This is a genomic window from Acidovorax sp. GW101-11A03 (assembly GCF_059424825.1).
In genome coordinates this window covers 1-24,763 of record NZ_JBWKZU010000019.1, presented here as the reverse complement: position 1 = coordinate 24,763, position 24,763 = coordinate 1, and the positions used below count along the sequence as shown (strand labels likewise).

At 68.2% G+C, this 24,763-nt stretch carries 27 protein-coding genes and 1 pseudogene; 11 read left to right on the top strand and 17 right to left on the bottom strand.

What is annotated here, in order from left to right:
• Window positions 1-7 precede the first annotated feature (7 nt).
• Together AC07Z7_RS10310 and AC07Z7_RS10305 are read left to right on the top strand one after the other, a co-directional pair.
• Window positions 8-1,300 (top strand): putative DNA modification/repair radical SAM protein, encoded by a 1,293-nt coding sequence (locus AC07Z7_RS10310; RefSeq protein WP_094291888.1) that lies wholly within the window; start codon window positions 8-10, stop codon window positions 1,298-1,300.
• 15 nt (window positions 1,301-1,315) lie between these two features.
• Window positions 1,316-2,191, top strand: coding sequence for a TIGR03915 family putative DNA repair protein (locus AC07Z7_RS10305; protein ID WP_094291889.1), 876 nt, complete (start codon window positions 1,316-1,318; stop codon window positions 2,189-2,191).
• On the opposite strand, the gene AC07Z7_RS10300 is transcribed toward AC07Z7_RS10305, so the two are convergent.
• Both AC07Z7_RS10300 and AC07Z7_RS10295 read right to left on the bottom strand, forming a co-directional pair.
• The gene (locus AC07Z7_RS10300) at window positions 2,160-3,188 is read right to left on the bottom strand and encodes a pyridoxamine 5'-phosphate oxidase family protein (protein WP_094291890.1); all 1,029 of its coding nucleotides are present in this window, start codon (window positions 3,186-3,188) and stop codon (window positions 2,160-2,162) included. The genes AC07Z7_RS10305 and AC07Z7_RS10300 overlap by 32 nt on opposite strands.
• Window positions 3,185-3,850, bottom strand: a complete 666-nt coding sequence (locus AC07Z7_RS10295; RefSeq protein WP_094291891.1) for a glutathione S-transferase family protein — start codon at window positions 3,848-3,850, stop codon at window positions 3,185-3,187. Before AC07Z7_RS10295 ends, AC07Z7_RS10300 begins: the two co-directional genes overlap by 4 nt.
• 110 nt (window positions 3,851-3,960) lie before the next feature.
• Between AC07Z7_RS10295 and AC07Z7_RS10290 the strand changes: the two genes are divergently transcribed.
• A complete protein-coding gene (locus AC07Z7_RS10290) occupies window positions 3,961-4,881 on the top strand; it encodes a LysR family transcriptional regulator (RefSeq protein WP_494766194.1) in 921 nt (306 codons plus the stop codon).
• A gap of 272 nt (window positions 4,882-5,153) precedes the next feature.
• Here AC07Z7_RS10290 and AC07Z7_RS10285 read toward each other — a convergent pair whose 3' ends face one another.
• The 6 genes from AC07Z7_RS10285 to AC07Z7_RS10260 all read right to left on the bottom strand — a co-directional run bounded on the left by AC07Z7_RS10285 (window position 5,154) and on the right by AC07Z7_RS10260 (window position 9,972).
• A complete protein-coding gene (locus tag AC07Z7_RS10285; protein WP_133066335.1) occupies window positions 5,154-5,537 on the bottom strand; it encodes a hypothetical protein in 384 nt (127 codons plus the stop codon).
• On the bottom strand, window positions 5,521-5,991 hold the full coding sequence (locus AC07Z7_RS10280) for an FKBP-type peptidyl-prolyl cis-trans isomerase (protein WP_094291894.1): 471 nt from the start codon (window positions 5,989-5,991) through the stop codon (window positions 5,521-5,523). Before AC07Z7_RS10280 ends, AC07Z7_RS10285 begins: the two co-directional genes overlap by 17 nt.
• Window positions 5,992-6,063: 72 nt before the next feature.
• Window positions 6,064-7,155, bottom strand: a complete 1,092-nt coding sequence (locus tag AC07Z7_RS10275; RefSeq protein ID WP_494766193.1) for a pirin family protein — start codon at window positions 7,153-7,155, stop codon at window positions 6,064-6,066.
• Between the two features lie 224 nt (window positions 7,156-7,379).
• Window positions 7,380-8,819, bottom strand: coding sequence for an MFS transporter (locus AC07Z7_RS10270; RefSeq protein ID WP_494766192.1), 1,440 nt, complete (start codon window positions 8,817-8,819; stop codon window positions 7,380-7,382).
• A 160-nt stretch (window positions 8,820-8,979) separates the two neighbouring features.
• On the bottom strand, window positions 8,980-9,465 hold the full coding sequence (locus AC07Z7_RS10265; protein ID WP_494766191.1) for a DUF1579 domain-containing protein: 486 nt from the start codon (window positions 9,463-9,465) through the stop codon (window positions 8,980-8,982).
• Window positions 9,466-9,543: 78 nt separating this feature from the next.
• Entirely contained in the window at window positions 9,544-9,972 is a 429-nt protein-coding gene (locus AC07Z7_RS10260) for a VOC family protein (protein ID WP_494766190.1), read from the bottom strand.
• Window positions 9,973-10,055: 83 nt separating this feature from the next.
• Here AC07Z7_RS10260 and AC07Z7_RS10255 point away from each other — a divergent pair, with 83 nt between their 5' ends.
• Both AC07Z7_RS10255 and AC07Z7_RS10250 read left to right on the top strand, forming a co-directional pair.
• Complete coding sequence (locus tag AC07Z7_RS10255; RefSeq protein ID WP_494766189.1) at window positions 10,056-10,745, top strand: TetR/AcrR family transcriptional regulator; 690 nt, start codon at window positions 10,056-10,058, stop codon at window positions 10,743-10,745.
• Between the two features lie 125 nt (window positions 10,746-10,870).
• Window positions 10,871-12,739 carry a methyl-accepting chemotaxis protein gene (locus AC07Z7_RS10250; RefSeq protein WP_494766188.1) on the top strand — a complete coding sequence of 623 codons (1,869 nt, stop codon included), beginning with the start codon at window positions 10,871-10,873 and terminating at the stop codon, window positions 12,737-12,739.
• Window positions 12,740-12,822: 83 nt separating this feature from the next.
• On the opposite strand, the gene AC07Z7_RS10245 is transcribed toward AC07Z7_RS10250, so the two are convergent.
• Entirely contained in the window at window positions 12,823-13,815 is a 993-nt protein-coding gene (locus AC07Z7_RS10245; RefSeq protein WP_494766187.1) for a helix-turn-helix transcriptional regulator, read from the bottom strand.
• A 179-nt stretch (window positions 13,816-13,994) separates the two neighbouring features.
• Between AC07Z7_RS10245 and AC07Z7_RS10240 the strand changes: the two genes are divergently transcribed.
• The gene (locus tag AC07Z7_RS10240; protein WP_494766186.1) at window positions 13,995-14,768 is read left to right on the top strand and encodes an NIPSNAP family protein; all 774 of its coding nucleotides are present in this window, start codon (window positions 13,995-13,997) and stop codon (window positions 14,766-14,768) included.
• Between the two features lie 29 nt (window positions 14,769-14,797).
• Window positions 14,798-15,331: a hypothetical protein gene (locus tag AC07Z7_RS10235; protein ID WP_494766185.1), complete on the top strand. Its 534-nt coding sequence runs from the start codon at window positions 14,798-14,800 to the stop codon at window positions 15,329-15,331.
• Window positions 15,332-15,446: 115 nt separating this feature from the next.
• Here the strand turns inward: AC07Z7_RS10235 and AC07Z7_RS10230 are convergent, their stop codons facing one another.
• Window positions 15,447-16,358, bottom strand: a complete 912-nt coding sequence (locus AC07Z7_RS10230; protein WP_494766184.1) for an oxidoreductase — start codon at window positions 16,356-16,358, stop codon at window positions 15,447-15,449.
• Window positions 16,359-16,516: 158 nt separating this feature from the next.
• On the opposite strand from AC07Z7_RS10230, the gene AC07Z7_RS10225 reads away from it, so the two are divergent.
• Window positions 16,517-17,500, top strand: a complete 984-nt coding sequence (locus tag AC07Z7_RS10225; protein WP_494766183.1) for a LysR family transcriptional regulator — start codon at window positions 16,517-16,519, stop codon at window positions 17,498-17,500.
• 16 nt (window positions 17,501-17,516) lie between these two features.
• Here AC07Z7_RS10225 and AC07Z7_RS10220 read toward each other — a convergent pair whose 3' ends face one another.
• On the bottom strand, window positions 17,517-18,296 hold the full coding sequence (locus tag AC07Z7_RS10220) for an SDR family oxidoreductase (RefSeq protein ID WP_494766182.1): 780 nt from the start codon (window positions 18,294-18,296) through the stop codon (window positions 17,517-17,519).
• A 138-nt stretch (window positions 18,297-18,434) separates the two neighbouring features.
• On the opposite strand from AC07Z7_RS10220, the gene AC07Z7_RS10215 reads away from it, so the two are divergent.
• Both AC07Z7_RS10215 and AC07Z7_RS10210 read left to right on the top strand, forming a co-directional pair.
• Window positions 18,435-19,358, top strand: coding sequence for a LysR family transcriptional regulator (locus AC07Z7_RS10215; RefSeq protein ID WP_252658100.1), 924 nt, complete (start codon window positions 18,435-18,437; stop codon window positions 19,356-19,358).
• A 133-nt stretch (window positions 19,359-19,491) separates the two neighbouring features.
• The gene (locus AC07Z7_RS10210; RefSeq protein ID WP_494766181.1) at window positions 19,492-20,559 is read left to right on the top strand and encodes a serine hydrolase domain-containing protein; all 1,068 of its coding nucleotides are present in this window, start codon (window positions 19,492-19,494) and stop codon (window positions 20,557-20,559) included.
• 167 nt (window positions 20,560-20,726) lie between these two features.
• Here the strand turns inward: AC07Z7_RS10210 and AC07Z7_RS10205 are convergent, their stop codons facing one another.
• The 6 genes from AC07Z7_RS10205 to AC07Z7_RS10180 all read right to left on the bottom strand — a co-directional run bounded on the left by AC07Z7_RS10205 (window position 20,727) and on the right by AC07Z7_RS10180 (window position 24,497).
• Window positions 20,727-21,296 carry a DUF1439 domain-containing protein gene (locus tag AC07Z7_RS10205; RefSeq protein ID WP_494766180.1) on the bottom strand — a complete coding sequence of 190 codons (570 nt, stop codon included), beginning with the start codon at window positions 21,294-21,296 and terminating at the stop codon, window positions 20,727-20,729.
• 99 nt (window positions 21,297-21,395) lie between these two features.
• Window positions 21,396-21,647, bottom strand: a complete 252-nt coding sequence (locus tag AC07Z7_RS10200; RefSeq protein WP_063459727.1) for a hypothetical protein — start codon at window positions 21,645-21,647, stop codon at window positions 21,396-21,398.
• Between the two features lie 184 nt (window positions 21,648-21,831).
• Complete coding sequence (locus tag AC07Z7_RS10195) at window positions 21,832-22,305, bottom strand: GNAT family N-acetyltransferase (RefSeq protein ID WP_494766179.1); 474 nt, start codon at window positions 22,303-22,305, stop codon at window positions 21,832-21,834.
• 110 nt (window positions 22,306-22,415) lie between these two features.
• The gene (locus AC07Z7_RS10190) at window positions 22,416-23,042 is read right to left on the bottom strand and encodes a chalcone isomerase family protein (RefSeq protein ID WP_494766178.1); all 627 of its coding nucleotides are present in this window, start codon (window positions 23,040-23,042) and stop codon (window positions 22,416-22,418) included.
• Between the two features lie 101 nt (window positions 23,043-23,143).
• Window positions 23,144-23,899 (bottom strand): tRNA-uridine aminocarboxypropyltransferase, encoded by a 756-nt coding sequence (locus AC07Z7_RS10185; protein WP_494766177.1) that lies wholly within the window; start codon window positions 23,897-23,899, stop codon window positions 23,144-23,146.
• A complete protein-coding gene (locus AC07Z7_RS10180) occupies window positions 23,892-24,497 on the bottom strand; it encodes a methyltransferase domain-containing protein (protein ID WP_494766176.1) in 606 nt (201 codons plus the stop codon). The genes AC07Z7_RS10185 and AC07Z7_RS10180 overlap by 8 nt, the downstream gene beginning before the upstream one ends.
• 104 nt (window positions 24,498-24,601) lie before the next feature.
• On the opposite strand from AC07Z7_RS10180, the pseudogene AC07Z7_RS10175 reads away from it, so the two are divergent.
• Window positions 24,602-24,763, top strand: a pseudogene (locus AC07Z7_RS10175) (helix-turn-helix domain-containing protein); the annotation flags it as partial.

The window sequence follows — 24,763 nt, the reverse complement described above, 5'->3', positions numbered from 1 at the left end:
TCATCCAGTGAATTTACAGTCCAAACTCGCCATCCTGGCCGATGCAGCCAAGTACGACGCCTCGTGTGCATCCAGCGGTGCTGCGCCGCGCAACTCAGTGGGCGGGCGCGGCATGGGCTCCACCGAGGGCATGGGTATCTGCCACAGCTACGCGCCCGACGGGCGCTGCATCTCGCTGCTCAAGATTCTGCTCACCAACTTCTGCCAGTACGACTGCCTGTACTGCGTGAACCGCGTCACCAGCAACGTGCCCCGCGCACGCTTCACGGTCGATGAGGTAGTGCAGCTCACGCTCGACTTTTACCGCCGCAATTGCATCGAGGGGCTGTTCCTGTCCAGCGGCATCATCCAGAGCCCCGACTACACCATGGAGCAGGTGGTGGAAGTGGCCCGCGTGCTGCGCGAGGAGCACGACTTTCGCGGCTACATCCACCTCAAAACCATTCCCGACGCGTCGCCCGAACTGATGCAGCGCGCTGGCCGCTATGCCGACCGCCTGTCCATCAACATCGAGCTGCCCACGGCCGAGGGCCTCACCGCCCTGGCGCCGGAGAAAAACAGCGCCGCCATCGACCGGTCCATGGCCCGCATGGCGGTGCACATTGGCGAATCGCGTGCGGCGCGCAAGGAGCAAGCCGCGCAGGCCATCGTGTCCATGCCGCAGTCGCGCACCACGCGCCGGGCCAGCGCGCCGCTGTTTGCGCCCGGCGGGCAAAGCACGCAGATGATCGTGGGGGCAGATGCCACGGACGACCGCACCATCCTGGCGACCAGCGCGCGGCTGTACGGCGTGCACCGGCTGCGGCGCGTGTACTACTCGGCCTTCAGCCCCATCCCCGATGCGGCACGCGCCCTGCCGCTGGCTGCGCCGCCCACGGTGCGCGAGCACCGGCTGTACCAGGCCGACTGGCTGATGCGCTTCTATGGCTTCACGCACGACGAGATCGTGCCGCCCAGCCAAGGCGCCCCCGGAGGTATGGTGGGCATGCTCGCGCTGGACATGGACCCCAAGCTGGCCTGGGCGCTGGCGCACCGCGAGCGCTTTCCGGTCAACCTCAACACCGCCCCGCGCGAGCTGCTGCTGCGCGTGCCCGGCTTTGGCGTGCAGACGGTGGAGCGCCTGCTGGCCGCCCGCCACGTGCGCCGCCTGCGGCATGCCGACCTGGCTCGGCTGCATGTGCCGCTCAAGAAAGTGCTGCCGTTTGTGGAGGCGGCCGATTACCGCCCCGGCCGTGCGCTGGACGCTGCCGACCTCGCCGCGCAGCTGGCGCCGCCGCCGGTGCAGCGCAGCCTGTTCTGAGCTGGAGCGACCCGCATGCAGCGCCACACCGTCACGCTGGACCACGCCACCGACTGGCCCGGTTTTCGCACCGCCGCACGCGCCCTGGTGCAAGCCAACGTGCCCCCGCAGGCGGTGGACTGGCGCAGCCCGGCGGATGCCGCGGAAGACCTGTTCGCGCCCGAGCCTGCAGCCAGCCACACCTTGCCCAGCCCGTCCCCCGATGCGCCGCCGCTGCGCGTACCCCCCGACTTTGTGCACCTGTGCGAGCAGCTCATCCTGCACCGCGACCCGGCCCGCTTTGCACTGATGTACCGCCTGCTGTGGCGCATGGCGCAAGGCGGCGCGGAGGCCGAAGCCGCGCGGCACGACCCGCTGGACGCGGACCGCATGCTGGCCCACCACATGGTCCGCGCCGTGGGGCGCGACAAACACAAGATGCACGCCTTTGTGCGCTTTCGGCCTGTGGTGGAGCCTGACGGCAACACCCTGCACATGGCCTGGTTCGAGCCCGACCACTACATCACCGTGGCCAACGCGGGCTTCTTCATCCGCCGCTTCACGCAGATGCGCTGGGCCATCCTCACGCCCGACGCCAGCGTGCGCTGGGACGGGCAGCAGCTGCACACCGGCCCGGGTGCGCAACGCAGCGATGCACCGCCACCCGATGCGGGCGAGGCGCTGTGGCTCACCTACTACCGCCACATCTTCAACCCCGCACGGCTCAAGCTGAACATGATGAAAAAAGAGATGCCCACGCGCTATTGGCACAACCTGCCCGAAGCCGCGCTCATCACCGAGCTGGCGCAGACCGCGCACGAGCGCAGCGCGCAGATGGTGGCGGCCGAGCCCACCACGCCACGCAAGGCGATTGCGCCCCTCAAGCGCCCGGCGCCGCAGGTGCTGCCGTAGCGGCCTGGCGCATCGCCTGGAACTGCGGCGCGGGCTGCGCCACCGTCCACCGCCAGGGCAGTGCCTGTGCGCGCCACACCCCGCCCAGCACCTGCAGCCGCAGCACGCGCTGCGCGCCGGGCCAGGGCGCACGGTCGGCCTCGCTCCACAGCAGCTCGGCGCGCGCGGCCACGTGCAGCAGGCCGCCGTCTTCGTAGTCCACCCACAGCAGCCCGGCCAGCGGGTGCTGCGCGAGGTTGCCCAAGGTGTTGAAGAACAGGTTGCCAGGATAGTCGGGCAGCCACAGCTCCATGCCTTCTGCGGTGTGCTTCGCCTGCACAAAGCCGGGCTCGCCACCCCGGTGGGAGATGTCCACGCCCTCGCCTCGCTGCGCACCGGGCCGGGCGGCCGAGGCGCTGGCGATGAACAGCGTGTCGCTGCGCGCAATGAGGGCCAGCGCGTCGGCATCCAGCGCTGGGCCCAGCGCCTGCGCAGGCTGCGGTGGTGCGACGGCGGCGCGCAGGCCCGGCGCACGCGCCTGGATGTACTTGGGGCAGTTGCCAAAGCTCTGCGCCACCGTGATCGACAGGCCCTGCTGCGCCCCCCATCGCACCACATGGCCGTTCATGCGGTTGCGGCGGCGCGTGTGCGGCTCCAGCCCCAGCACGCCCACGGGCGCGCCAGTGCCGTGCGCGGCCAGCGCCGCCATCACCGGGTCGGCCGCGTCGATGGCGGCGCCCACATCCATGCGCTGCGCGTGGGGCGTGTGCACAAAGCCGGGCGGGCCCGCCAGCATGGTGGCCCAGGGCTGGCCCTGCGCGTCGATGGCACCCAGCAGCAGCGTGGGCAGCTTTTCGAACAGCTCGCGGTGCTGGTCGGGCATGTGGTCGCGCACCACCACCTCGCCCACGGCGGCCATGCGCTCGTGCACGCCAGCGCGGGCTTGCAGCGCCTGTTCACCGGCGTGCCAGGCGCTGGGGGCGGGTCCTTCGCTGCCGCCTGCGGGCAGGGCGGTCATACGGCCTCCGCAGGCTGGGGAGTCAACCCGCTGAGGTGGTCCAGCAGCGGCACATAGCCGGGCAGCGCCTGCACGCGCGCCACCCAGGCGGCAATGCGCGGGTAGGCGGCAGGCAGAGGCAGGCCCGCCAGGTGCGCCTGCGAGGTGTAGCTGATCATCGCCACATCAGCCAGGCTGGGCGCAGCACCGCCCAGCAACCAGCCACGCCCCTGCAGCTCGGATTCCATGAAGTCCAGCAGCCGCCGGCCCTGGGCCTGCGCCACCTCGTTGATGGGCTTGCCGGTCAGCGTGGCAAAACGCGGCCCACCGATGCCCGGCGCCAGAAAGCCCGCCGCCAGACTGAACCAGCGCTGCAGCTGCGCCTGGCCCACCGGGTCCTGCGGCATCCATGCGCTGCCGGGCGCGTAGCGCTGCACCAGGTAGACCAGGATGGCATTGCTGTCGCTCAGCACCACCTCGCCATCCACCAGCACGGGCACCTGGCCCAGCGGGTTCAGCGCGCGGTGCGCGGGCAACTGGTGCTCGCCCTGCAGCAGGTTCACCTCCACCAGCCGATACGGCAGGCCGAGCAGGGACAGCAGCAACTCCACGCGGTGGCAGTGGCCGGAGATGGCCGTGCGGTGCAGCGTGAGCGGGGCGGCAGGAAGGGGGGCGGATGTCATGGGGCGAGTCCTTGTCAAAACGGCGTGGAAAGAAGGGCTCAACCTTATCTATTGCGCTCTACAGCGTGAATAGCGATAGTGCGGCTTTCAGAATTTCGTGAAACGCAACAATGGACCACCTCGACACCCTGCGCTGCTTTGTGACCGTGGCCGATGCGGGCGGCTTTGCCGTGGCGGGGCGGCGCCTGGGCTGTTCGGCGGCGGCCGTCACGCGCGCCATTGCGGCGCTGGAGGCGCGGCTCGGTGTGCTGCTGTTTCAGCGCAGCACGCGTTGGGTGCGGCTGACGGAGGCGGGCGAGCGTTTTCTGGCCGACTGCCGCCCCATCCTGAGCGACCTGGCCGAGGCCGAGCAGACCGCCAGCGGCGCGCAAGTGCAGCCACAGGGGCTGCTGTCCATCACCGCGCCGCAGATGTTTGGCATCCAGCATGTGGCGCCCATCGTGCAGAGCTTCTTGCAGGCCCAGCCGCGCGTGCAGGCGCGCACGCTGTTTGTGAACCGCCTGGTGCACCTGCTGGAAGAAGACATGGATGTGGCCGTGCGCATTGCCCACCTGCCGGATTCGGGCCTCACCGCCCTGCCCGTGGGCGCGCTGCGGCATCTGGTGGTGGCGTCGCCCGAGTACCTGGCGCGCCACGGCGAGCCGCAGCACCCGCAGGACCTGGTGCAGCACCGGGCGATTGCGTTCTCGTTCGAGGCCCGGGCCGCCGCGCCCTGGAAGTTTGGCAACGGACTGGTGGGCCAGCCACAGATCGCATGGATCAGCAACGCCAACGAGGTGGACATTGCCGCTGCCGAGGCGGGCCTGGGCCTCACACGCTGCCTGGCCTACCAGGCCGCAGCCAGCCTGCGCGCGGGGCGGCTGCGCATTGTGCTGGCGGCATTCGAGCCCCCGCCGGTGCCCGTGCACATCGTCTACCCCGCCGGGCGGCGCGCGCCCGCCAAGGTGCGGGCGTTTGTGGAGTTTGCGCGCGAGCGACTGGCGGCCGAGCCCGTGCTGCAGGGCCGGGGCTTGCGCCGGAAAGGGCGCTGATTTTTAGAAGTGTTTCTGATCGCTCTTGCGCTCCAATCAATCGGCCTTCTTCTCACTGGCACGCGTCAGGAATTCGTTGCAACGGAGCTGCCGATCAGCTTGGGGCGGGGATGCCAGGACCTGGGCATTCACATGGGCTGAATGCTGAAGCAGGCCTCATTGATAATGCCGCGCTCCACGGCTGCCGCTGCGCCCTCAGCCAGCGCCGCAAGATGGGCCTCTGCAGGTTGGATGTAGAAATACGGCGGCACGTCTGTACCGACCACCACAAACTACCCTTTGTTCTGGTTCAACATCCAAATCAATGCCACCACAATCACCAGCACAACGCCACGCAGCACGGCAGAGCCCACGCGCGCGGATACGCTGGTCGGCTCGGACCCAAGCACCGCAGACAGCGCGCCAGCCACCACATCGGCAGCGCGCTCGCGCAGGATGAAGCCCAGCGCAGCAAAAATGACGCTGCCAAGCACTATCCATTGACGCAGCAGCGGGTCTATACCAGGGCCTCGATAGCGCAGGGTGTGCGCGAATCCATAGACCCACCAGCCGAGCAATCCAACCAGAGCGCCGAAGAAAGCGCCTATCAGCGCGTAGCCGAGTCGGTCCTTGAATCCTTGCACTACAGAACCTGCTGGCTCAATGGTGGTGGCCATGGCCGCCATGCACATGGCGGTGGGCGACTTCTTCGGCCGACGCCGCGCGCACTTCGGTCACCTTGCAGCTGAATACCAGGGCCTGGCCTGCCAGCGGGTGGTTGCCATCCAGGTGCACTTCGGGGCCCTTGATCTTGACCACGTTGAACACGGCGGGCTGGCCGTCGTTGCCCACGCCCTGCAGCTGGCCGCCGACCTTCACGCCGGGCGGGAACTCGCTCTTGGGAATGGTGCGCACCAGGCTCTCGTCGCGCGCGCCGAACGCGTCCTCCACGGCCAGCTGCAGCGTGGTGCTGAAGCCCACCGCCTGGCCTTCGAGCGCGGCTTCGACCTTGGGGAAGATGTTTTCATAGCCGCCGTGCAGGTAGGCCAGGTGGCCCGCGTCCAGCGGCTTGCCCTGGGGCGTGGTCACCTTGTAGCTGATGGTGACGGCGGAGTCTTTGGTGATGTTCATAGGTCTTGCATAACAACGCGGATCGGGACCGTGGATTGTCCACGACCCGCGTTTCCACCCGTCGCGGGCGGGCTAAGCAGCCGCGCTTTCGGCCGGGCGCTCTTCCTCGGTCTGCCCGGGGTAGCGCGCAAACCGGCGCGGTGTGGCGCCGTGAACCGGGTCCTGCTGGGCCCAAGGCCAGCCGCCAAACTGGGTGCGGCGGTAGTCGTTCATGGCCTGCATGATCTCGGCCTGCGTGTTCATCACAAACGGGCCGTACTGCGCCACGGGCTCGGCAATGGGCCGGCCCTGCAGCACCAGGCATTCCACGGCGGTGGTGCCGGTGTTGGTCAGCAGCCAGTCCTCACCAGCGCGCACCTGCAGCGCGGCGTGGCGGTCTACGTCCTGCGGGCCCACGCGCAGGCTGTCGCCCACAAAGAAGTACAGCATGCGCTGCGTGCCTTCGTCGCCATTCGCACCCTGCGCTCCCTTGGCTGAGGGCAAGGTCCACTCGGCGCCGGGCTCCAGGTGCAGCGTCCAGATCGCCACATCGCCCTCGGGCTGCGAGGCCCAGGACTCGGGCGGCGGCGACAGCGGATCAGGTGCGCCGGGCAGCGCACCGGCCACCACTGTCACCGTGGTCTTGCGGCCTGCGGCGTCGGCATGCACCAGGCGCGGGATGCGCTCGTTCCACAGCATGGTGAAGTGCGGCTCCACCATCTTGTTGCGCGCGGGCAGGTTCAGCCAGATCTGGAAGAGTTCGAGCGGGTTCGGCCCGTCGGCGTTGAGCAGCGGGAACATCTCGGAGTGCACGATGCCCTTGCCCGCCGTGACCCACTGCACATCGCCCCCGCCAAACCGCGCGGCGGCGCCCAGCGAGTCGGAATGGTCGATGAGGCCTTTGCGCACCAGCGTCACCGTTTCAAAGCCCCGGTGCGGGTGGCCGGGAAAGCCGGGCACCGGGTCGCCGTGGTACATGCTCCAGCCATCCTTGCGGCTGAAGTCGCTGCCGATCTGGCGGTCGTCGATGGGCACGGCGGGCGCAAAGGCGCCGTTGCCTGCGGGGTAGGCATCGTCGTGGTGGGCGCAGAAAAGAAACGGGTCCATCGTGGGCCACTGCGGGCCCAGCAGCTGCGCACGCACGATGGGCAGCAGGGGGGCAACGGCAGAAGTGGACGAGGGCATGGAAGGCTCCTTGGGTTGTGCACCGCCACTATCGGGCGGCATGCCTGTGGAATATGGCGCCAATGGTGCCTGAGCAGAAGTGCGCTGCGTGGAACAGTGGGGTCCACCGAACAGGACAGTGGGGCAGCCCTGGCAGGTGTACACAGCACAGGATCTGAATGAAATTCGGCCCTTCCGCCTGCTGGCATTGCCCCAATAGCTTCACTTTTGATAGCAATCTTTTCTCAGTGCAGCGCCCCCTGCGCCCCCGTCCCCGGCGGCTGCGCAGGCCGCAGCACCAGGCCACCCAGCAGCGCCGCCACCAGCGATCCCGCCGCCGCCACCCAGAAGGCCAGCTGGTAGCCGCCGTTCAGCGCCATCGGCGCCGATGCGCCCGCCTCGCGCAGCGCCCCGGTCCGGGCATCGGCCAGGCTGGCCAGCACCGCCAGGCCCAGCGCGCCGCCCATCATGAAGGCCGTGTTAACCACGCCGGATGCGAGGCCCGAGTCCTCGGGCTTCACATCGCCCATGGCGGCCAGCAGCAGCGGGTTGAGCGCAATGCCCGCCCCCACGCCCAGCAGCACCATGCCGGGCAGCACATGCAGCACAAACTGGCCGTCCACCGGCGCCAGCGCAAACAGCGCCAGCCCCACGGTGGCCAGCATCAGGCCCCAGCCCAGCGTGCTGCGGATGCCATAGCGCATCACCACCCAGGCCGACAGCCCCAGCGAGCAGCCCGCCATGATGAGGTTGGACGGCAGGAACGCCAGGCCCACCTGCATCGCGTCGTAGCCCAGCACCAGCTGCATGTACAGCGCCGACAGAAAGAACCACGCAAACATCCCCGCTGCCCACAACACGCCCACCACATTGGAGATCGCCAGGTTGCGCAGCCGCAGCAAGGCCAGCGGCACCAGCGGCGCGGCCACATGCGATTCAATGTACAGAAACACCAGCAGCAGCGCCGCCGAGGCGCCCAGCAGGCCCAGCGACTGCAGCGAAGTCCAACCCGCCTCGTTGCCGTTGACGATGGCGTACACCGCCAGCATCAGCGACGCGGTGATGGTGACCGCGCCCGCCACATCCAGCCGCTGCCCGTGCGCCTGCCCCTTGCCGCCCGGCAGCAGCACCAGGCAGGCCGCGTAGATCGCCACGCCCACGGGGATGTTGACCAAAAAGATCCAGTGCCAGCTCAATGCACTGGTAAGCACTCCACCCAGCAGCACACCAATGCTGCCGCCGCCCGCGCACACAAAGCCATACACCCCCATGGCCCGCGCGCGCTCGCCGGGTTCGGTGAACAGATTCATGATGAGCGACAGCGCCACGGCCGACACCACCGCCCCGCCCACACCCTGCACCGCACGCGCCGCCACCAGCAGCCCCTGCGTGTGGGCCAGCCCGCAGCCCAGCGACGCGAGGGTGAACAAGGTGATGCCCGCGAGGAACAGCCGCCGGTGGCCATACAAGTCCCCCAGCCGCCCGCCCAGCAGCAGGCAGCCGCCAAAGGTCAGCATGTAGGCGTTGACCACCCACACCAGCGATGTCTCGGTAAAACCCAGGTCGGCCTTGATGCTGGGCAGCGCCACGTTCACGATGGTGGTGTCGAGCACGATCATCAGCTCGCCCAGGCACAGCAGGATGAGCGCGGGCCAGCGTGCGCGGCCTTCGATGGAGAGGGTCATGGAGGTCAATGGGAATGTGGAAAGCGCCGAGGACGCGCCCCACAGTTTGTCACGCGCGCGGCGTCAGCAACTGGCGCGGCGCACCGCCCGTGCACCCGTGGATCTGGCTCGGCCAGTCCACCGGGTGCGTCCCCCTTTGAGGGGGACGCCGCGCAGCGGCTCAGGCGGTTTTTACATAGTTTGCTTGCATGATCTGGTTCCAGCTGCCGTCGGGTTGCTCGCCAAACGAGGTCAGCGTGCGCTCGCCCGGCCCCACGATGGTGATCACATCGCGATAGCGCGCCGTCTTGCCGTCGCCCTTGAAGCTTGGGCCCTCGGTCTCCAGCGTCAGCACCTTCTGGTCGGCATCGAGCGTGCCCCGATAGATCCACATGTGGCTCATCATCGAGCCCACCCAGGTGCCCAGAAACACCTGCTTCTCGGGGTCGTAGCCCAGCGTCATCTGCATGCGCGCCTCGCCGCCATCGGGCATGGTGCCCGTGCCTTCCAGGATCACCCACAGATCGCCCAGCGCACGGCCGTGCTCGGCGCCCACGGATTGTTCGGCCGACCCGCCGGGCGGCGCGTCGCAGCTGGAGGTGCTGGTCCAGTGGCCCAGCAACTGCTGTAGCCAGCGGTGCATGGCATGGGGTTCGGGATTCATCATGGGTGTCTCCTGGAGTGAAACGATCAACGGAAGTGGAAAGAACGGTTGGATGGATGCGGGGCCAGCGCGCGAGCACGTTCACTCCGGCCCCACCACCATCCACGGCACGCCAAAGCGGTCGGCCACCATGCCGAAGGCCTGCGAGAAGAAGGTCTTGCCCAGCGGCATCTGCACCTGGCCACCGTCGGCCAGCGCATGGAACAGGCGCTCGGCATCGGCCACGCTGGCGGGGCTCAGGGCCAGCGAGATGCCCTCGAACTTCGCCTTGCCCGAGCCCATGCCGTCCGACGCCATCAGCGTGGTCTGGCCGACGGAAAACTCGGCGTGCATCACCATCTCGGGCGTGGGCCCGCCGCCGCTGCCGTCCGCACAGCCCGGGGCACCGGCCGGATCGGGGTTGTCCTTGTAGCGCATGAGCAGCTTGACCTGGGCGCCCAGCGCACGGCGGTAGAAATCCAGCGCCTCTTCGCAGCGGCCTTCAAATATCAGATAGGGCTCGACTTTCATGGGGGTCTCCTGGCAGGGGTTGGGAGCAAAAAAGGGGGTCGGCGCGCAATTGTGAACACCGTCCACAAACCATAACAAAGATAATGGACACTGTCCACATCCAGAACAACATGCACGTAACCACCGGCAACACGCCCGAACCGGCCCGCGCTGCGGCCCGCAGCACCTACCGCCATGGCGACCTGCGCCGCGCACTGCTGGACGCGGGCATCGAACTGGCCCGCCAGGGCGGCCCCGACGCCGTGGTGCTGCGCGAGGCCACGCGCCGCGCAGGTGTGGCGCCCAACGCGGCCTACCGCCACTTTGCCAACCGCGACGACCTGCTGGGCGCCGTGCGCGCCGCCGCCGTGGCCGCCGCTGCACGCTTCATGGAGGCCGAGCTGGCCCAGGTGCCCGCCACCGGCACCGCCACCCAGCAGGCCCACGCGAAGGTGCGCGCCGTGGGCGCGGGCTACCTGCGCTTTGCCCAGGCCGAGACGGGCCTGTTCCGCACCGCGTTCGGCGGCCGCTTCACCGTGCAGCAACAGCCCGACCCGGCCATGGGCGGCGCCACGGGGCTCAACCCCTTCGAGCACCTGAGCGCGGCGCTGGATGACCTAGTGGCCGCAGGCGCACTGCCCGCCGCACGGCGCCCCGGTGCCGAATATCTGGCCTGGTCCACCGTGCACGGCATGGCGCTGCTCGCCATCGACGGGCCACTGCGCGGCACACCCCAGCAGACGCTGGACGCGCTGAGCCAGCGGCTGCTGGACATGGTGGAGCGGGGCTTGTGAGCACACGGCCTGCAAGGCCTGGGCAACTGCTTCCCGGGCCAACTTCAGGCACGGAAACTGATAGTGCACCCTCGTTGGGTTGAAATCGCCCTCCATCGGGGAACGCTCAACGCAGCAAAGCTGCCATGCGGCGCCTCATCCATCAGCCGGGCGACGCCTCAGGACAACCAAGGGCCAGATCGCCTTGGATACGTGCGTGCACTCAAAAGAAGACAACACAACTGTCCAAAGTGTTGCCACAAAAGCCATATTTTGTCGGCAGGCAAACGGAAAGCCCAGCCTTCATGGTCAGAAATTCTGATCAAATTGATATAAATGATTATTTTGGTCACAATTGGTTCATTGCGGCATTTCCCGCGCCAAGTGCCGACACAGGCTCTCAAGAGGTTTCCTCAATGAACTTCCACAATCAAACCGTCTCCCGCAAGTTGTTCATTGCGTTCTCCGTGCTGGTCACCATCTTGATCGGCGTGTCCGTCCTGTCGGTAGTGAGTTTGAGCGAATCACAAAAGGACTTCGACAACTTCGTCAGTGATGAATTCAGCCGTGGCGGCTTGGCGCGCGACATACGCGCTGCAGCCAGTGCGCGCGCTATTTCCGCACGCAACCTGATCCTGCTGAACGGCCCTGAAGATGTGCGCTTGGAAACGGAAGCCGTCAAAGCGGCACACGACCGCGTGCAGGAGCGCCTGGCTACACTCAAGACGACACTGGCGAACGCTAAGGACGTAACAGCCGAAGAGCGTGGCCTGTTCGACAAGCTGGAAAAGCTGGAGGAGCGGTACGGGCCCGTAGCGCTGGACATCGTGGCGAAAGCCCTGGCAGGGCAAAAGGAAGAGGCGACCGCAAAAATGAACGCCGAGTGCCAGCCACTGCTCAAGCAGTTGATCGGCACCACATCGGACTACACAAAACTGATCGCTACATCCGGTGCGCAAGAAATCAAAAAATCAGCGGAGAAATTCAGATCCAAGCGAATCCAGCTCGTGCTGGCTTCCGTGACCGCCATTGCAGCAGCGATTGCGCTGGCCACACTGATCAATCGCAGCCTCATGCGATCCCTGGGCGCAGACCCCGTGCAGCTGCGTGCGGCCGCGAGACTTGTCGCCTCGGGCAACCTGAATGCAGTGGAAGGCGCGTCCAGCGCTCCTCCTGACAGCGTGCTGGCATCCCTCAGCGATATGCAGGGCGCGCTGGCCAATATCGTGAGCCGCGTCCGAGCCTCCGCCACCGCCATCGAATCTGGATCCCAAGAGATTGCAGCGGGTAACACCGACCTCTCGCACCGCACAGAGCAGCAGTCCAGCAACCTGCAGCGCAGCGCAGCGTCGATGGAGGAAATGACGGCGACCGTGCAGCAAAACTCGGACACCGCTCAGGAGGCCAGCCAGCTTGCCTCTACAGCACGCGCCGCCGCCGAGCATGGCGGCACCGTCGTCGCACAGGTGGTCAGCACCATGGGAGATATTACGGCCAGTTCGCGCCGCATCAGCGACATCATCAGCGTCATCGATGGGATCGCCTTCCAGACGAATATCCTGGCATTGAATGCAGCTGTTGAAGCAGCGCGCGCAGGAGAGCAGGGACGAGGCTTTGCGGTGGTCGCCAGTGAAGTGCGCAACCTCGCACAGCGCAGCGCTGAGGCAGCCAAGGAAATCAAGTCGCTTATCGAGGCGAGCGTGGAGAGAGTGGAGACCGGCTCTGCGCTTGTGAACACCGCAGGCTCCGCCATGACCGAGATCATGGGCGAAGTCAAACGTGTAGCGGACTTGATCGGCGAGATCAGCGCTGCCACCCGTGAGCAAAGCGCCGGCATTGGCCAGATCGGCGAGGCGGTGGCGCAGCTCGACCAGACAACGCAGCAAAACGCCGCACTGGTGGAGGAAATGGCAGCCGCAGCGCAAACACTGAACCAGCAGGCACACGGATTGGTGGAATCGGTAGCGGTATTCCGGGTGGACGGGAACGCGCTGGCTTTGACGAGCCCGCGTTGACGACCGCATGGTGGCAATGGGGGGCCATCAGCCTCCCCGTAGTGGAAGCGCCGACGCGCCCTTTGCCCAAGCCCACCAGCGACCTATTTCGTGGCAAACCCCTTCTCGTACAGCGCTGCGGTTTCTCGCACCCTCGCCACCAGCGCGCGGCGCAACGCCACGGGCCGCAACACTTCCACCTGCGGCGACAACCGCATCAGCTGACCACAGGCATGCTCCACCGACTCGATGGGTATCGTCACGGCTGTGCGGCCGTCCTTACGGCGGGACGACGGGGCGTCAGCCACCGCACGCGCCACCGCGCTGCTGAGCGCGCGCAGGCCCCGTAACCCTTCGGGAGTGGCTAGCAGTGCGGCCTCGCCCGTATACAGGCCTGACTCAAAACGCAGGATCGATGCGGCCCAGTAGCCCGGCAGGTCAAATCCTGCTGGATGCTTGGCCGGTTGGTCCAGCGCCGTGGCCGCGAGGATGTTCGACACCCGGTAGGTGCGTGGCCCGCGCGCGTCGGCTCCCATAGGCAAAGCCACCAGGTACCACACGCCCGCCTTCAGCACCAGGCCCAGCGGGCTCACGGTGCGCTCGGCCGTGCGCGCCCAGCCTTCGTAGCGCAGGGTGATCTGGTGGCCGCTCCACACCGCAGCCGCCACCGTGGACAGGTACGGCGTGGGGTCGCTCTCGCGGTACCAGTCCACAGGGTCCAGGTGCAGGCGGGCGCTCACGCGCTGGGCGTCGTCGCGCCACCCGGCGGGCAGCGCGGCCAGCAGCTTCAGCCGCGCACCCTCCACGTCGCCACCCAGGCCCAGGTCATGCGCGGGGCCGGGCAGGCCGCTCAAGAACACGGCCTGCGCCTCGGAGGGCGTGAGGCCGGTGAGGGTGGTCTTCCAGCCCGGCAGCAGTGCGAAACCGCCGTGGCGCCCCCGCTCGGCATAGATGGGCACACCGGCCGCGCTGAGCTGGTCCACATCGCGGTAGAGCGTGCGCACCGACACCTCCAGCGCATCGGCCAGCGCGGTCGCGCTCATGCGGCCCCGGGTTTCGAGCAGCATCTGAAGGGAAAGCAGGCGGCTGGCGCGCATGGGGCAAAAAGGGTGTGGGGGGTGCGACAAGACGCGGCAACGACGCCAGAAGAGTTTGTTAGCCGCTCGAAACGGCGATGCGCAAAGATATCCCAAATACCTGCCACAAGGTGGCAGGTATGGCGGCGCAGACTGCGGGCTCGTTGTGTTTTTCTGCCATTTCTCACCAGGAGCCCCGCATGTCCGAAGCCCTCATGGCCCCGTCACCCCCTCCCTGCGCAGCCCCGCCCGCCGCCGACGAATGCGCCGTTGTCGAGCTGCGCCAGTACACACTGCACCCGCAGCAGCGCGAGGTGCTCATCGACCTGTTCGACCGCGAGTTGGTGGAGACGCAGGAGGCCCACGGCATGCGTGTGCTGGGCCAGTTCCGCGACCTGGACCGGCCCGACATGTTTGTGTGGCTGCGCGGCTTTGCCCACATGGAATCCCGCCGCCGCGCGCTCGAAGGCTTCTATGGCGGCCCCGTGTGGGCCGCGCACCGCAACGCGGCCAACGCCACCATGGTCGATTCGGACAACGTGCTGCTGCTGCGCCCCGCCTGGCCCGGCGCCGCCATCGCTCTGCCCCAGCACCCGCGCCCCGCGCCGGGCTGCAGCGGCGCGGCGCCGGGCGTGCTCACGGCCACCGTCTTCCCCCTGCGAGAGAGCCCCACACCTGCGCTGCTGGACTTCTGCCACCACCGCATGGCGCCGCTGCTGCAGCGCAGCGGCGCGCGCCAGGTGGCCTGGTACCGCACCGAGGCCAGCGCCAACACCTTCCCCCGCCTGCCCGTGCGCGAGGGCGAGCCCGTGCTGCTGGCGCTGGCCCTGTTTGGCAGCGCAGCAGCGGCCCAGGCCGTGACCGACAGCGGTGCCTGGCAGCGCGGCGTGGCCCCGGGCCTGGCGCCCTGGCTCGCGGGCCCGCCCCACACCTTGCGCCTGCAGCCCACGGCGCGCAGCGCCCTGCACGCATGAAAACCCACCCGAGCACCACCAGCACCACCATGACCACCCCTCATCTCATCACCATCCCTTCGCCCGCCGCTGTGCCCAGCGCAGCCAACGACTTCGACTTCCTCATGGGCCCCTGGCGCATCCGCAACACGCGCCTGGTGCGGCGCCTGGCAGGCTGCAACGACTGGGAGGTGTTCGACGCCACCGGCAGCGTGCACCCACTGCCCGCCGGCATCGGCAACTACGACAGCTTCACACCCCAGGCCTGGAAGCCCGGCTTTGTGGGCATGGCGCTGCGCGTGTTCAGCCCCGCATCGCAGCGCTGGAGCATCTACTGGCTCGACAACGTCACCGGCGGCCTGGACCCGGCCACCGGCCAGCTGCTGCCGCCCGTAGTGGGCGGCTTCCAGGACGGCGTGGGCATTTTCGAAGGCGAGGATCTGTTCGAGGGCCGCCCGGTGCGCGTGCGCTTCGAGTGGTCGCAGATGCACACCGGCGCCCCGCGCTGGCAGCAGGCGTTTTCGGAAGACGGCGGCGCGACCTGGGAGGTGAACTGGGTGATGGAGATGGCGCGGCCGGTGTGAGCGTGGGCAGCCCGCGCACAGCACGCAGGCCGCCCCCAGGCCCAAAAACTGAGCCCAAACAGCCCCTTCCGCCTGATGGAAGGGCGTCAATAGCTATCAAAACAGGAGCAATTTTTCACACCACCTGAAGCGCGGCTTCCTGCACCGGGAAGTCCGTGGACGCTGCCACCGCACGCCACTGCGCCGTCTCGTTCGCCACAAAGGCATGTTTGTCGGCAATAGCTTGCAGCGTGTCCGTGCCCAGCGGCAGGCGCAGCGGTGGCGTGGGGCTGGCCACCAGCTGCATCACAGCCTGGGCCAGGCGCACCGGGTCGCCGGGCTGGTTCAGGTTGATGCGGCGCGCGGCTTCGCGCACGGCACCGACGCTCTGGGCGTAGTCTTCCAGCACGCGGGGCGAAACGGCCAGCGAGGCGCTGTCCAGGAACTCGGTGCGGAAGTACCCGGGCTCCACCACGGTGGCGTGGATACCCAGCGGCGCCAGCTCGGCGTGCAGCGCCTCGGTGATGCCCTCGACCGCGAACTTGGTGGAGCAGTACAGACCAAACCCGGCGGCCGACTGCACACCGCCCAGCGAGGAGATGTTGACAACATGCCCGGCGCGCTGCGCACGCAGGGCGGGGAGCACGGCGCGGGTCACATGCAGCAGCCCGAACACATTGGTGTCGTACAGGCGCAGCACTTCTTCGGCGGTGGCTTCTTCCACCGCGCCCAGCAGGCCGTAGCCCGCGTTGTTGACCAGCACGTCGATTCGGCCGAAGCGGTCGAGCGCCGCACCGGCGGCATGGCGGGCCTGGGTCTCGTCGGTCACGTCCAGCGCCAGGGGCAGCAGGGCGTCGTGTGCGCCCAGGCGCTGCTCGACGGATGCGGCGCTGCGCGACGTGGCGACCACGGCATCGCCCTGCGCCAGCGCGGCCTCGGCAATGCGCGCGCCGATGCCACGCGAGGCGCCGGTGATCAGCCAGACGCGGGGGTGCGAAGACGAAGTTGAAATAGAAGACGAGGGGGTGGGTGAAGAGGCAATGGCCATGGCAGTTCCTTGGGTGGTGGTGTTCGGTAGTGGGTGGGCGCTTTGGGTGCGCACGGCGGCGAACTTTAGGGGTTCCATTGCCATGCGACTAGCCCATAATTTGGCGATTCATTCACAAGCAATGCTTGCCAATCACTATCCAACACCGCACCACCACCATGGCCATCAACGAACTGCGTGCCATCGCCAATTTCGCCAAGGCGGCCGAGCTGGGCAGCCTGCGCCAGGCGGCCGCGGCGCAGGGCATCACGCCACAGGCGTCCAGCCAGCTGCTGTTGCAGCTCGAATCACACCTGGGCGTGCGGCTGTTCCACCGCACCACGCGCAGCCTGAGCCTGACCGAAGAAGGGCAACAGTTCCTGGCCTCGGCGCAGCCGGGCTTGGTCACGCTGCAGCATGCGGTGCAGGGCGCGCGGCGAGGTCGCGAGGAGATGGCGGGGCCGCTGCGCATCGTGGCGCCGCGCTCCATCCTGCTGGAGGTGATCTGGCCGGTGCTCGACGAGTTCTGCCGACGCCACCCGCAGGTGGAGCCCGATGTGCAGCTGGACGACCGCATCGGCAACTGGGTGGAAGACCGCGTGGATGTGGGCTTCCGCTCGGGCTACCCGCCCGAGGGCGGCGTGGTGGCGCGGCGGCTGCTCACGCTGCAGCTCATCGTGTGCGCCGCGCCCGCCTACATCGCGCGCCACGGGGCGCCGACCAGCATCGACGACCTGGCGCAGCACCGCTGCAGCGGCTTTCGCCATGCATCCACCGGCAAGCCCATGCCCTGGGAGTTCCAGGTGGGCGACGACATTGTGGCGCGCACCATCCACCCCACGTTCTGCACCAACGACATCGAAGCCGAGGCGCGCGCGGTGCTGGGCGGCCACGCGGTGGGCCAGCTGGTGGGCCCCACGGCTGCGCCGCTGGTGCGCAGCGGCCAGCTGGTGCCGCTGCTGCAACAGCATGTGGCGCAGCACCTGGCGCTGTACGTGTACTACGGCAGCCGCACGGCGCTGCCTGCGCGTGTGCGGGCCTTCATCGACCTGGCGGTGGAGATGGTGGCGGACAACCCCGCCTATCTGCTCACGCCCAAAGAGCTGGCGACCCACGGCCCTGCGGTGCAGAAAAAGCCCCGGGCGCAAAAGCCCACGCCGTGAGCGCCGTGCAGACTACTCAGGCCGCAAACCCGCCGTCGATCAGCAAGCTCGCCCCCGTCACCATGCCCGATTCGGGCCCGGCCAGGTAGGCCACCATGCCCGCGATCTCGTCGGGGTGGGCATGGCGGTCCAGCGCCATCAGACCGTGCATGTCGCCCGCCATGGGGCCGTCGGCGGGGTTCATGTCGGTGTTCACGGGGCCGGGCTGCACGTTGTTCACCGTGATGCCGCGCGGGCCCAGGTCGCGCGCCAGGCCCTTGGTCAGGCCCACGATGGCGGCCTTGCTCATGCCATAGACGCTGAAGCCGGGCCATGGCACGCGGTCGGAGTTGGTGCTGCCGATGGTGATCACGCGGCCATAGGCACCGCCCTGGCCCATGTGGCGCACGGCGGCCTGGGTGGCCACGAACACGGCGCGCACGTTCACGTTGAGCGTGTGGTCGAAGTCGGCCAGCGAAAAGCTGTCCAGCACGCCCGCCACGGCCACGCCCGCGTTGTTAACGAGGATGTCCAGGCGGCCCAGCGTGCGGGCGGCGTGGTCCACGGCCTGCGTGAGGGCGGCGGCGTCGGCGCTGTCGGCCTGCAGGGCCAGGGCCTTGCCCCCGGTGGCCTCGATGGCCGCCACCAGCGCCTGGGCCGGTGCGGCCGAGCTGCTGTAGGTGAAGGCCACGGCCGCACCGTCGCGCGCCAGGCGCCGCACGATGGCCGCGCCAATGCCGCGCGCGCCGCCGGTGACCAGCGCCACCTTGCCCGCCAGGGGCTGGTGTGTGGGGGAGCTTGCCAGAACAGAAGACATGGTGTTTCTCCAAAAAAGAGGGGGATCAAGAAGGCCCGAAAACGAACCAGGAACCCCTGCAGTGTCAGAAAACCATTGCCCGCGCGGTAGCCACCAATGGGCTGGATGAATTTCAACCCAAAGTTGAAAATGCCGGCCATGCAACCGCTCAGCCACCTCGAATCCTTTGTGCAGTCTGCCGAGTCCGGCAGCTTCTCGGCCGCCGCGCGCTTGATGGGCCTCACGCCCGCGGCGGTGAGCAAGAACGTGGCGCGGCTCGAAGCCAGCCTGGGGGTGCGGCTGTTCCAGCGCAGCACGCGGCGCCTGGCGCTGACCGAGGGCGGGCAGCGCCTGCTGGCGCAGATCGGGCCGCCGCTGACCGCGCTGGCCGACGCCGTGGACCATGCAGCCGAGGCCGAGCAGCAGCCTGCAGGCACGCTCAAGGTGAGCATGGGCCAGGCTTTTGGCCGCGCCTACCTGGTGCCGCTGCTCACCGAGTTTTTGCAGCGCTACCCCGCCATCCAGCCCGACTGGCGTTTCGAGAACCGGCAGGTGGACCTGATCGGCGAGGGCTTTGACGCGGGCATTGGCGGCGGCCTGAACCTGAACCCCGACATGGTGGCACGCACGCTCGGGCCCATCCACCTCGTGGTGGTGGCCGCGCCCGCGCTGCTGCAGGGCCGCAAGGCGCCACGCCACCCCGCCGACCTGGCCGCCTGGGACGGCATTGCACGCCGCGCCATCCGCACGGGGCGCGTGCCGGTGGTCACCCTGCGCAACAAGGCGGGCGAGGCCGCGCCGGTGGAGTTTCGCCCCCGCATCGTGTTCGACGACCCCGAAGCCATGTGCCAGGCGGTGCTGATGGGCCTGGGCGTGGCCGTGCTGCCCATGCCGTTTGCACAGCCCTGGCTGGCGCGTGGCGACCTGGTGCGCCTGCTGCCCGCCTGGTGGGCCGATGCCGGGCCCACCATGCTGTACTACCCCAGCAAGAAGCTGCTGCCCGCGCGCACGCGGGTGTTTGTGGACTTTGTGGTGGAGCAGTTCAGCCAGCGCGGGTTTGCGCAGCGGGTGCGGGCGGATTGAGGCGGGCCCTGCCCCTGCATCCATTCATCACGTCATCACGTCATCACGTCATCACGTCATCTTTGGCTGGCGCAAAGGTGGCGCCTTCTACACTGGCAGACACGCCCCCACGCCCCCACCGAAGGAGTCCCGCATGCCCATCCGCTGGCCCGTCTGTTGTGCCTCGTTGTCGCTTCGCCTGCTGGTCGGCGGGGTCGGCCTGGTGGCCAGCACTGCGCATGCGCAAACCGCCGCCACGTCCACCTGGCGCGAATCGGCCACGGCAGATGAACAGGCGCTGGACGCCGCCGCCTTCCAGCCCGTGGAGGCCGCGCTGGCCACGCAGTACCCCGATGTGCAAAGTGCGGTGGTCGTGCTGCGCGGCCGGGTGGTGTACCGCTTCTACCGCGACGGCGAGCCGGAGAGGCTGCGCGATACCCAGTCCGCCTCCAAAAGTGCGCTCTCGGCCCTGCTGGGCACGGCCCTGGCCCAGGGGCGCATCGGCAGCGTGGACCAGCGCGTGGTGGAGCTGATGCCCGAATGGGCGCCACTCAACCCCGACCCGCGCGCCGCCACCATCACGCTGCGCCACCTGCTGACGCTGACGGCCGGCTTTGCGCTGGATGGCGGCCCGCGCACCCGCTCAGGCACCGCCGCCCCTTTGCCCGTGCGCGAGGCCTGGGCCAGGCCACTGGCCGCCGACCCGGGGCAGGTGTTTGCCTACGACAACTCCGTGACGCCGCTGCTGGTGGCCGTGCTGGAAAAAGCCACCGGCATGCCCTTGGCCGACTACGCGCAGCAGCTGGTGGCGCCCCTCGGCCTGGCCGCGCCGCGTTACCAGGGCAGCATCGTGCACCTGCGCACGCTCGACATGGCCAAGCTGGGCCAGCTGTACCTGCAGCGCGGGCAGTGGAATGGCCAACCGCTGCTGCCCGGGGCGTTTGCCGATGCGTCCGTGCAGGTGCAGCACGCGGGCGGCCCGCCCGTGGGGCTACCCTATGGCTACCTTTGGTGGGTGGTGCCCGGCAAGGCGGCGCGGCCCACCTTCATGGCCAGCGGGTTTGGCGGGCAGTTCATCTGGGTGTACCCGCCGCTGGACCTGGTGGTGGCCACCACGTCCACCGTGTCGCCCGAGAGCGGCCAACGCGGGCAGGCGCTGCACCTCATCCGCAACCCCGTGTTTGCAGCGGTGCAGCGGCGGGTGGCAGCGGAGCCGAAATAGCGCAGGCTGGCCTTACTCCCTCTCCCCTCGCGGGAGAGGGTCGGGGAGAGGGGGCCTGTGCAAGGCGCTGTGCCTCATCGCCCCCTCTCCCCCGCCCTCTCCCCCGCCCTCTCCCACATGGGGAGAGGGAGTGAACCCCGGCGCCTTAGTGAACGCATGGAGAGCCCCTAAGGCTTGCGCACAAACGCCACCTCCAGCCCCTGGGCCGTCACGGTGATGGGCCCGGGCTGCAGGCCCAGGCCGTCGAACACCGCCGTGTCCTGCGGGCGCAGCTGGTGCAGCGTGACTTCGCGCAGCGACTGCTCGGCCAGCACCGGGCCGTAGGCGTTGAGCAGGTCGGTCACGGCGGGCTTGAGGGTGGGGAAGTCCAGCCGCCCCAGTTTGATCTGGTGCGCACGCAGCGTGCGGTCGCTGGCCTCGTAGCGCAGCGCAAATTCCACATCAAAGGTGCCGCCGTGGCTGCGCCGCAGCGCGGGGCCCGCTGCTTCCACGGCCATGGTGGCGCCCAGGCGGTTCACGGCGGGCAGCAGGCGCAATTGCGGTGCCTGCAGGTTCAGATCGAACAGGCCCTGCACCGGCACGCTGCGGGGGAATTTGGTGCCCACCATCTCCTGCAGCTGGGCCAGCGGTACGGTGTAGCTGGGCTGGGCCAGTGCACCACAGCCGATGAACAGGGCCACGCTGCCCAAGGCCAGGCTGCGGGTGGTGGTGCTCAGAAACTGGCGGCGGTGGTGCATGTGGCATTTCTCCTGGAAGGAGCTGGGATGTGCGCAGGCAAAAAAAGTGCCGCAGAAGAGCACTCGGAAACACTCCGAGGCACTCAGAAATGCCGCCGACTACCGCCCCACCACCGACCAGCCCGCCTGCTGGTTGGTCTTGTCGTTTTCATACTCCCAGGCCGTGCCGCAGCGGTCGCACACATAGCGGGTGAAGGTCACGGGGCCGTGGTCGCGGTCTTCCTTGCGGTTGCCGCGCTGCACCAGCTCGGCGTGGCCCGGGGCCTTGCGCCAGTTGCGCTGGATGCCCTGGCAGGGCTCGCACAGGGCCATGGGTTGCAGTTCGCGTTGGCGGGCCGGGTCTTTGGTCATGGTGGGGTGGCCTTCTGGTGTTGGCAAGCGGTGGGGGATCGGGATGCGCCGCGTGTGCGGTGGGGCGGCTACTGTAAGGCACTGGCGCCCCGCCCCGGCAGCGCACAGGCCCGATTGCATACAAAAAACGCCGTTACCGCGCAATAGACAAGCGTATCAAGCTATCAAAACAAGAGCGTCATGACTACAGCGCCTTGCCCATGCGCGCGTTGTGCAGCACCACGCCCGCGCGCTCCACGGCCTGGCGCGTTTCCACGGCAAAGCCCCGGGCCGCAAAAAAGGGCTCGGCCGCCAGGCTGACATCCGCCCACAACCGTGCCAGCCCCTGCTGCGCGGCCTGCGCATGGATGTGCGCCATCAATGCGTGGCCCACGCCCAGGCGCGCAAACGCCGGGGCCACAAAAAAAATATCGATGTAGCCACCGGGCTGCAGGTCGGCAAACCCCGCGATGGCGCCGCCATCGGCCTCGGCCACAAAGGGCTGGTTGGCCTGCATGCGCGCAGCCCATTGCGCGGCGTCGTGCTCGGCGGGGGCCCAGGCGGCCAGCTGTTCGGCGCGGTAGTGGCTGCGGGCAAGGCCGTGCACCGCCGCGTGGAAAACGCTGCGCAGCGCCGGCGCCTCGCCGGGGCAGAAGCTGCGGATGAGAAAAGTGGGCATAAGGTGGCGGCAAGAAGGCGGATGTCTGCGCCGAGTGTGCCCCTTCTTGTGCGCGCGTTGCATGCCCAGCGCGCGCTGTGCAGCACCACGCGCGGGCGGCAATCTGTTTGTCAGCGGTTGGCCTGGTCGGTGATATCAGGCCGCTTGACGCCCAGCAGCGCGTCACGCAGCTTCGCGTCCACAGGGTTGGCCCCCAGCCACATGCCAATCAACGCATTGAAGAATTCAGGCTCCTTGAATGGCTCACCCGCCACTTTTCCGCGCACCGTGATCACCGTGCCCTGCCCAGGCACCCAGTCCAACGTGATCTGATCACCGGGGTCCAGCCGCTTGTAGTCGGTAAAGACCTCTGACATGCGCAGCATCGCAGGCATCAACCGCGCCGCCGAGGCCTTGTCCAGGTTGTCCTGGACGCCACGGGCGAACAACTTGCCCAGTTCATCGGACTTGATCTCACGCGCCATCATCAAGTGCACGCGCCGCGCCTCGTTGTTGCGCGTCATGTCAGCGAAGTTGTGCGACGGGTTCTCGACGTACAGGGCCGCATGGTAGACCTGGAACACCGCACGGAACCGAATGCCAGCCCCATTCAACACGAGATTTCGGCCCGACAGCTGCACCTTGGCAGGGAAGGTAAACGACGGCGCCACCTTGGTGGATGTGTCGGTTTGCGCGTGTGCAGCGGCAGCCCCACCCAGTGCGAGAAGCCCAGCAAAAACCCAACGAAAGCAGTGCATGTAACTCTCGGACAAGTTCACTCTGATTGAAGCTTTTGATGCTACAGAGAGCGTCCGAAAGGCGGTAGACCGCCTGAACATTGTTCACAAACAAGCCAATGTCAGCGCCCCGTGGCCAGGCTGTGCAGCCGCAGGTGCGTCGGGTCGTCGGCCGCCACTGGCAGCTGGTGCTTGGACTGCAGATAGTGGTGGGTGAAAACGTCCAGGTACGCATCCAGCACCTGCGCGGCCTGCTCCTCGCCCGCCAGCTCCAGGCACAGCGCGGCGACTTCGGCGGTGCAGAAGTGGTCTTCGCGGCGCGAGCGGCGCAGGCGGTAACGCGAGATCTGCTCGGGCTGCAGGCTCAGCACCGGGAAGCGGTCGAGGTACGGGCTTTTGCGGAACATCTTGCGCGCCTCGGGCCAGGTGGCGTCGAGCAGGATGAACAGCGGGCGCTTGCCTGCGGGGGCGTCGTCTGCAGGCGCCACATGCGTCACCACCCGCTCGGGCGCCACAAACTCGCCGGGGAACACCACCACCGGCTGCCACTGCGGGTCGGCCAGCAGCGCGAGCAGGCCCGGCTGCACCTCGGTGCGCGCCCAGCCAAACGCAAAGGTGTCGGCCACCACATCGGCAATCAGCCAGCCGGTGTTGCTGGGCTTGAGCGGTTCGATGTCGGCCATCAACAGGCACATGCCCGAGCGCGTGGGCACCTGGGGACGCAGTGCGCAGATGCAGTGGCTGGGCACCAGGCGGCAGCCTGCGCAGCGCTCGCCCTTGGGGCCGCCGCGCGCCAGAAAAGGCTTGGCGCTGCGGGCCAGGCGCTCGGCGCGCAGGCGCGAAACGGCGTGCGGCGCAGCGGCAGCGTGCTCACCCATCCACATGCTCCAGCGCAAACAGCGGCAGTTCGGCCCGGCGGCTCAGCCACACGCCGCCGCCCAGTTCGATGGCGCCCTGCTGCAGGCCGCGCCGGTACAGCTCGGCGCGGTGGCGAAACACGCGGTTGTCGGTCAGGTCCTCGTCGATGATGTCGCGTTCGTAGTCCTCGCGCGAGACGGCCTCGACATACAGCGCGCCTTTGCTGAGGCGCCCCAGGTTGTGCAGCGCGACCTTCAGATCGGGCGGGCTCAGGTAGGGCAGCACGCCCTGGCAGATCACGAAGTCGAACGGCTCGCTGGCCGCATAGTCCACCACCGAGCCCTGCTGCCAGTCAAAGCGCTCGCACAGGTAGGGGCTGAACTCCACGCCCAGGTAGCTGGCAGCGGGAAAGTGCTGCGCCACGATGTTCTTCCACAGCCCGATGCCACAGCCCACGTCGAGCACGCGGTGCACCGGCACACGCAGGTACTTGAGGTAGCTGCACACAAAGGTACCCAGGCGCTCCATGTGCTGCGGGTCCACCACGCTGGTTTTCTTGTCGAAGTAAAAGCGCTGGTAGTAGGCCTCGTCGAAGGTGGTGGCGCTGGCGGATTTCAATGGGCGGTCCTTGTGGGCAGGGAAGACAGGGAGGGCGAGAGTATCCCGCACCTCCATGGAGAACCTGTTTGCGGTCTTTTCAGGGGGGCGTGTAGTCTGTCGCCATGGATTCGATGATCTCTGCCGCCGCCCGCGCGCTGGCGGGGGGCGACGCCCTCACCGCGCTGCAGCGGGTGGCCTTGCGCGACGACCCGCCCGCGCTGGCCCTGCGCGGCATCGCCATGGCCCAGCTGGGCGAACACCCGCGCGCCCGCGAACTGCTGCGC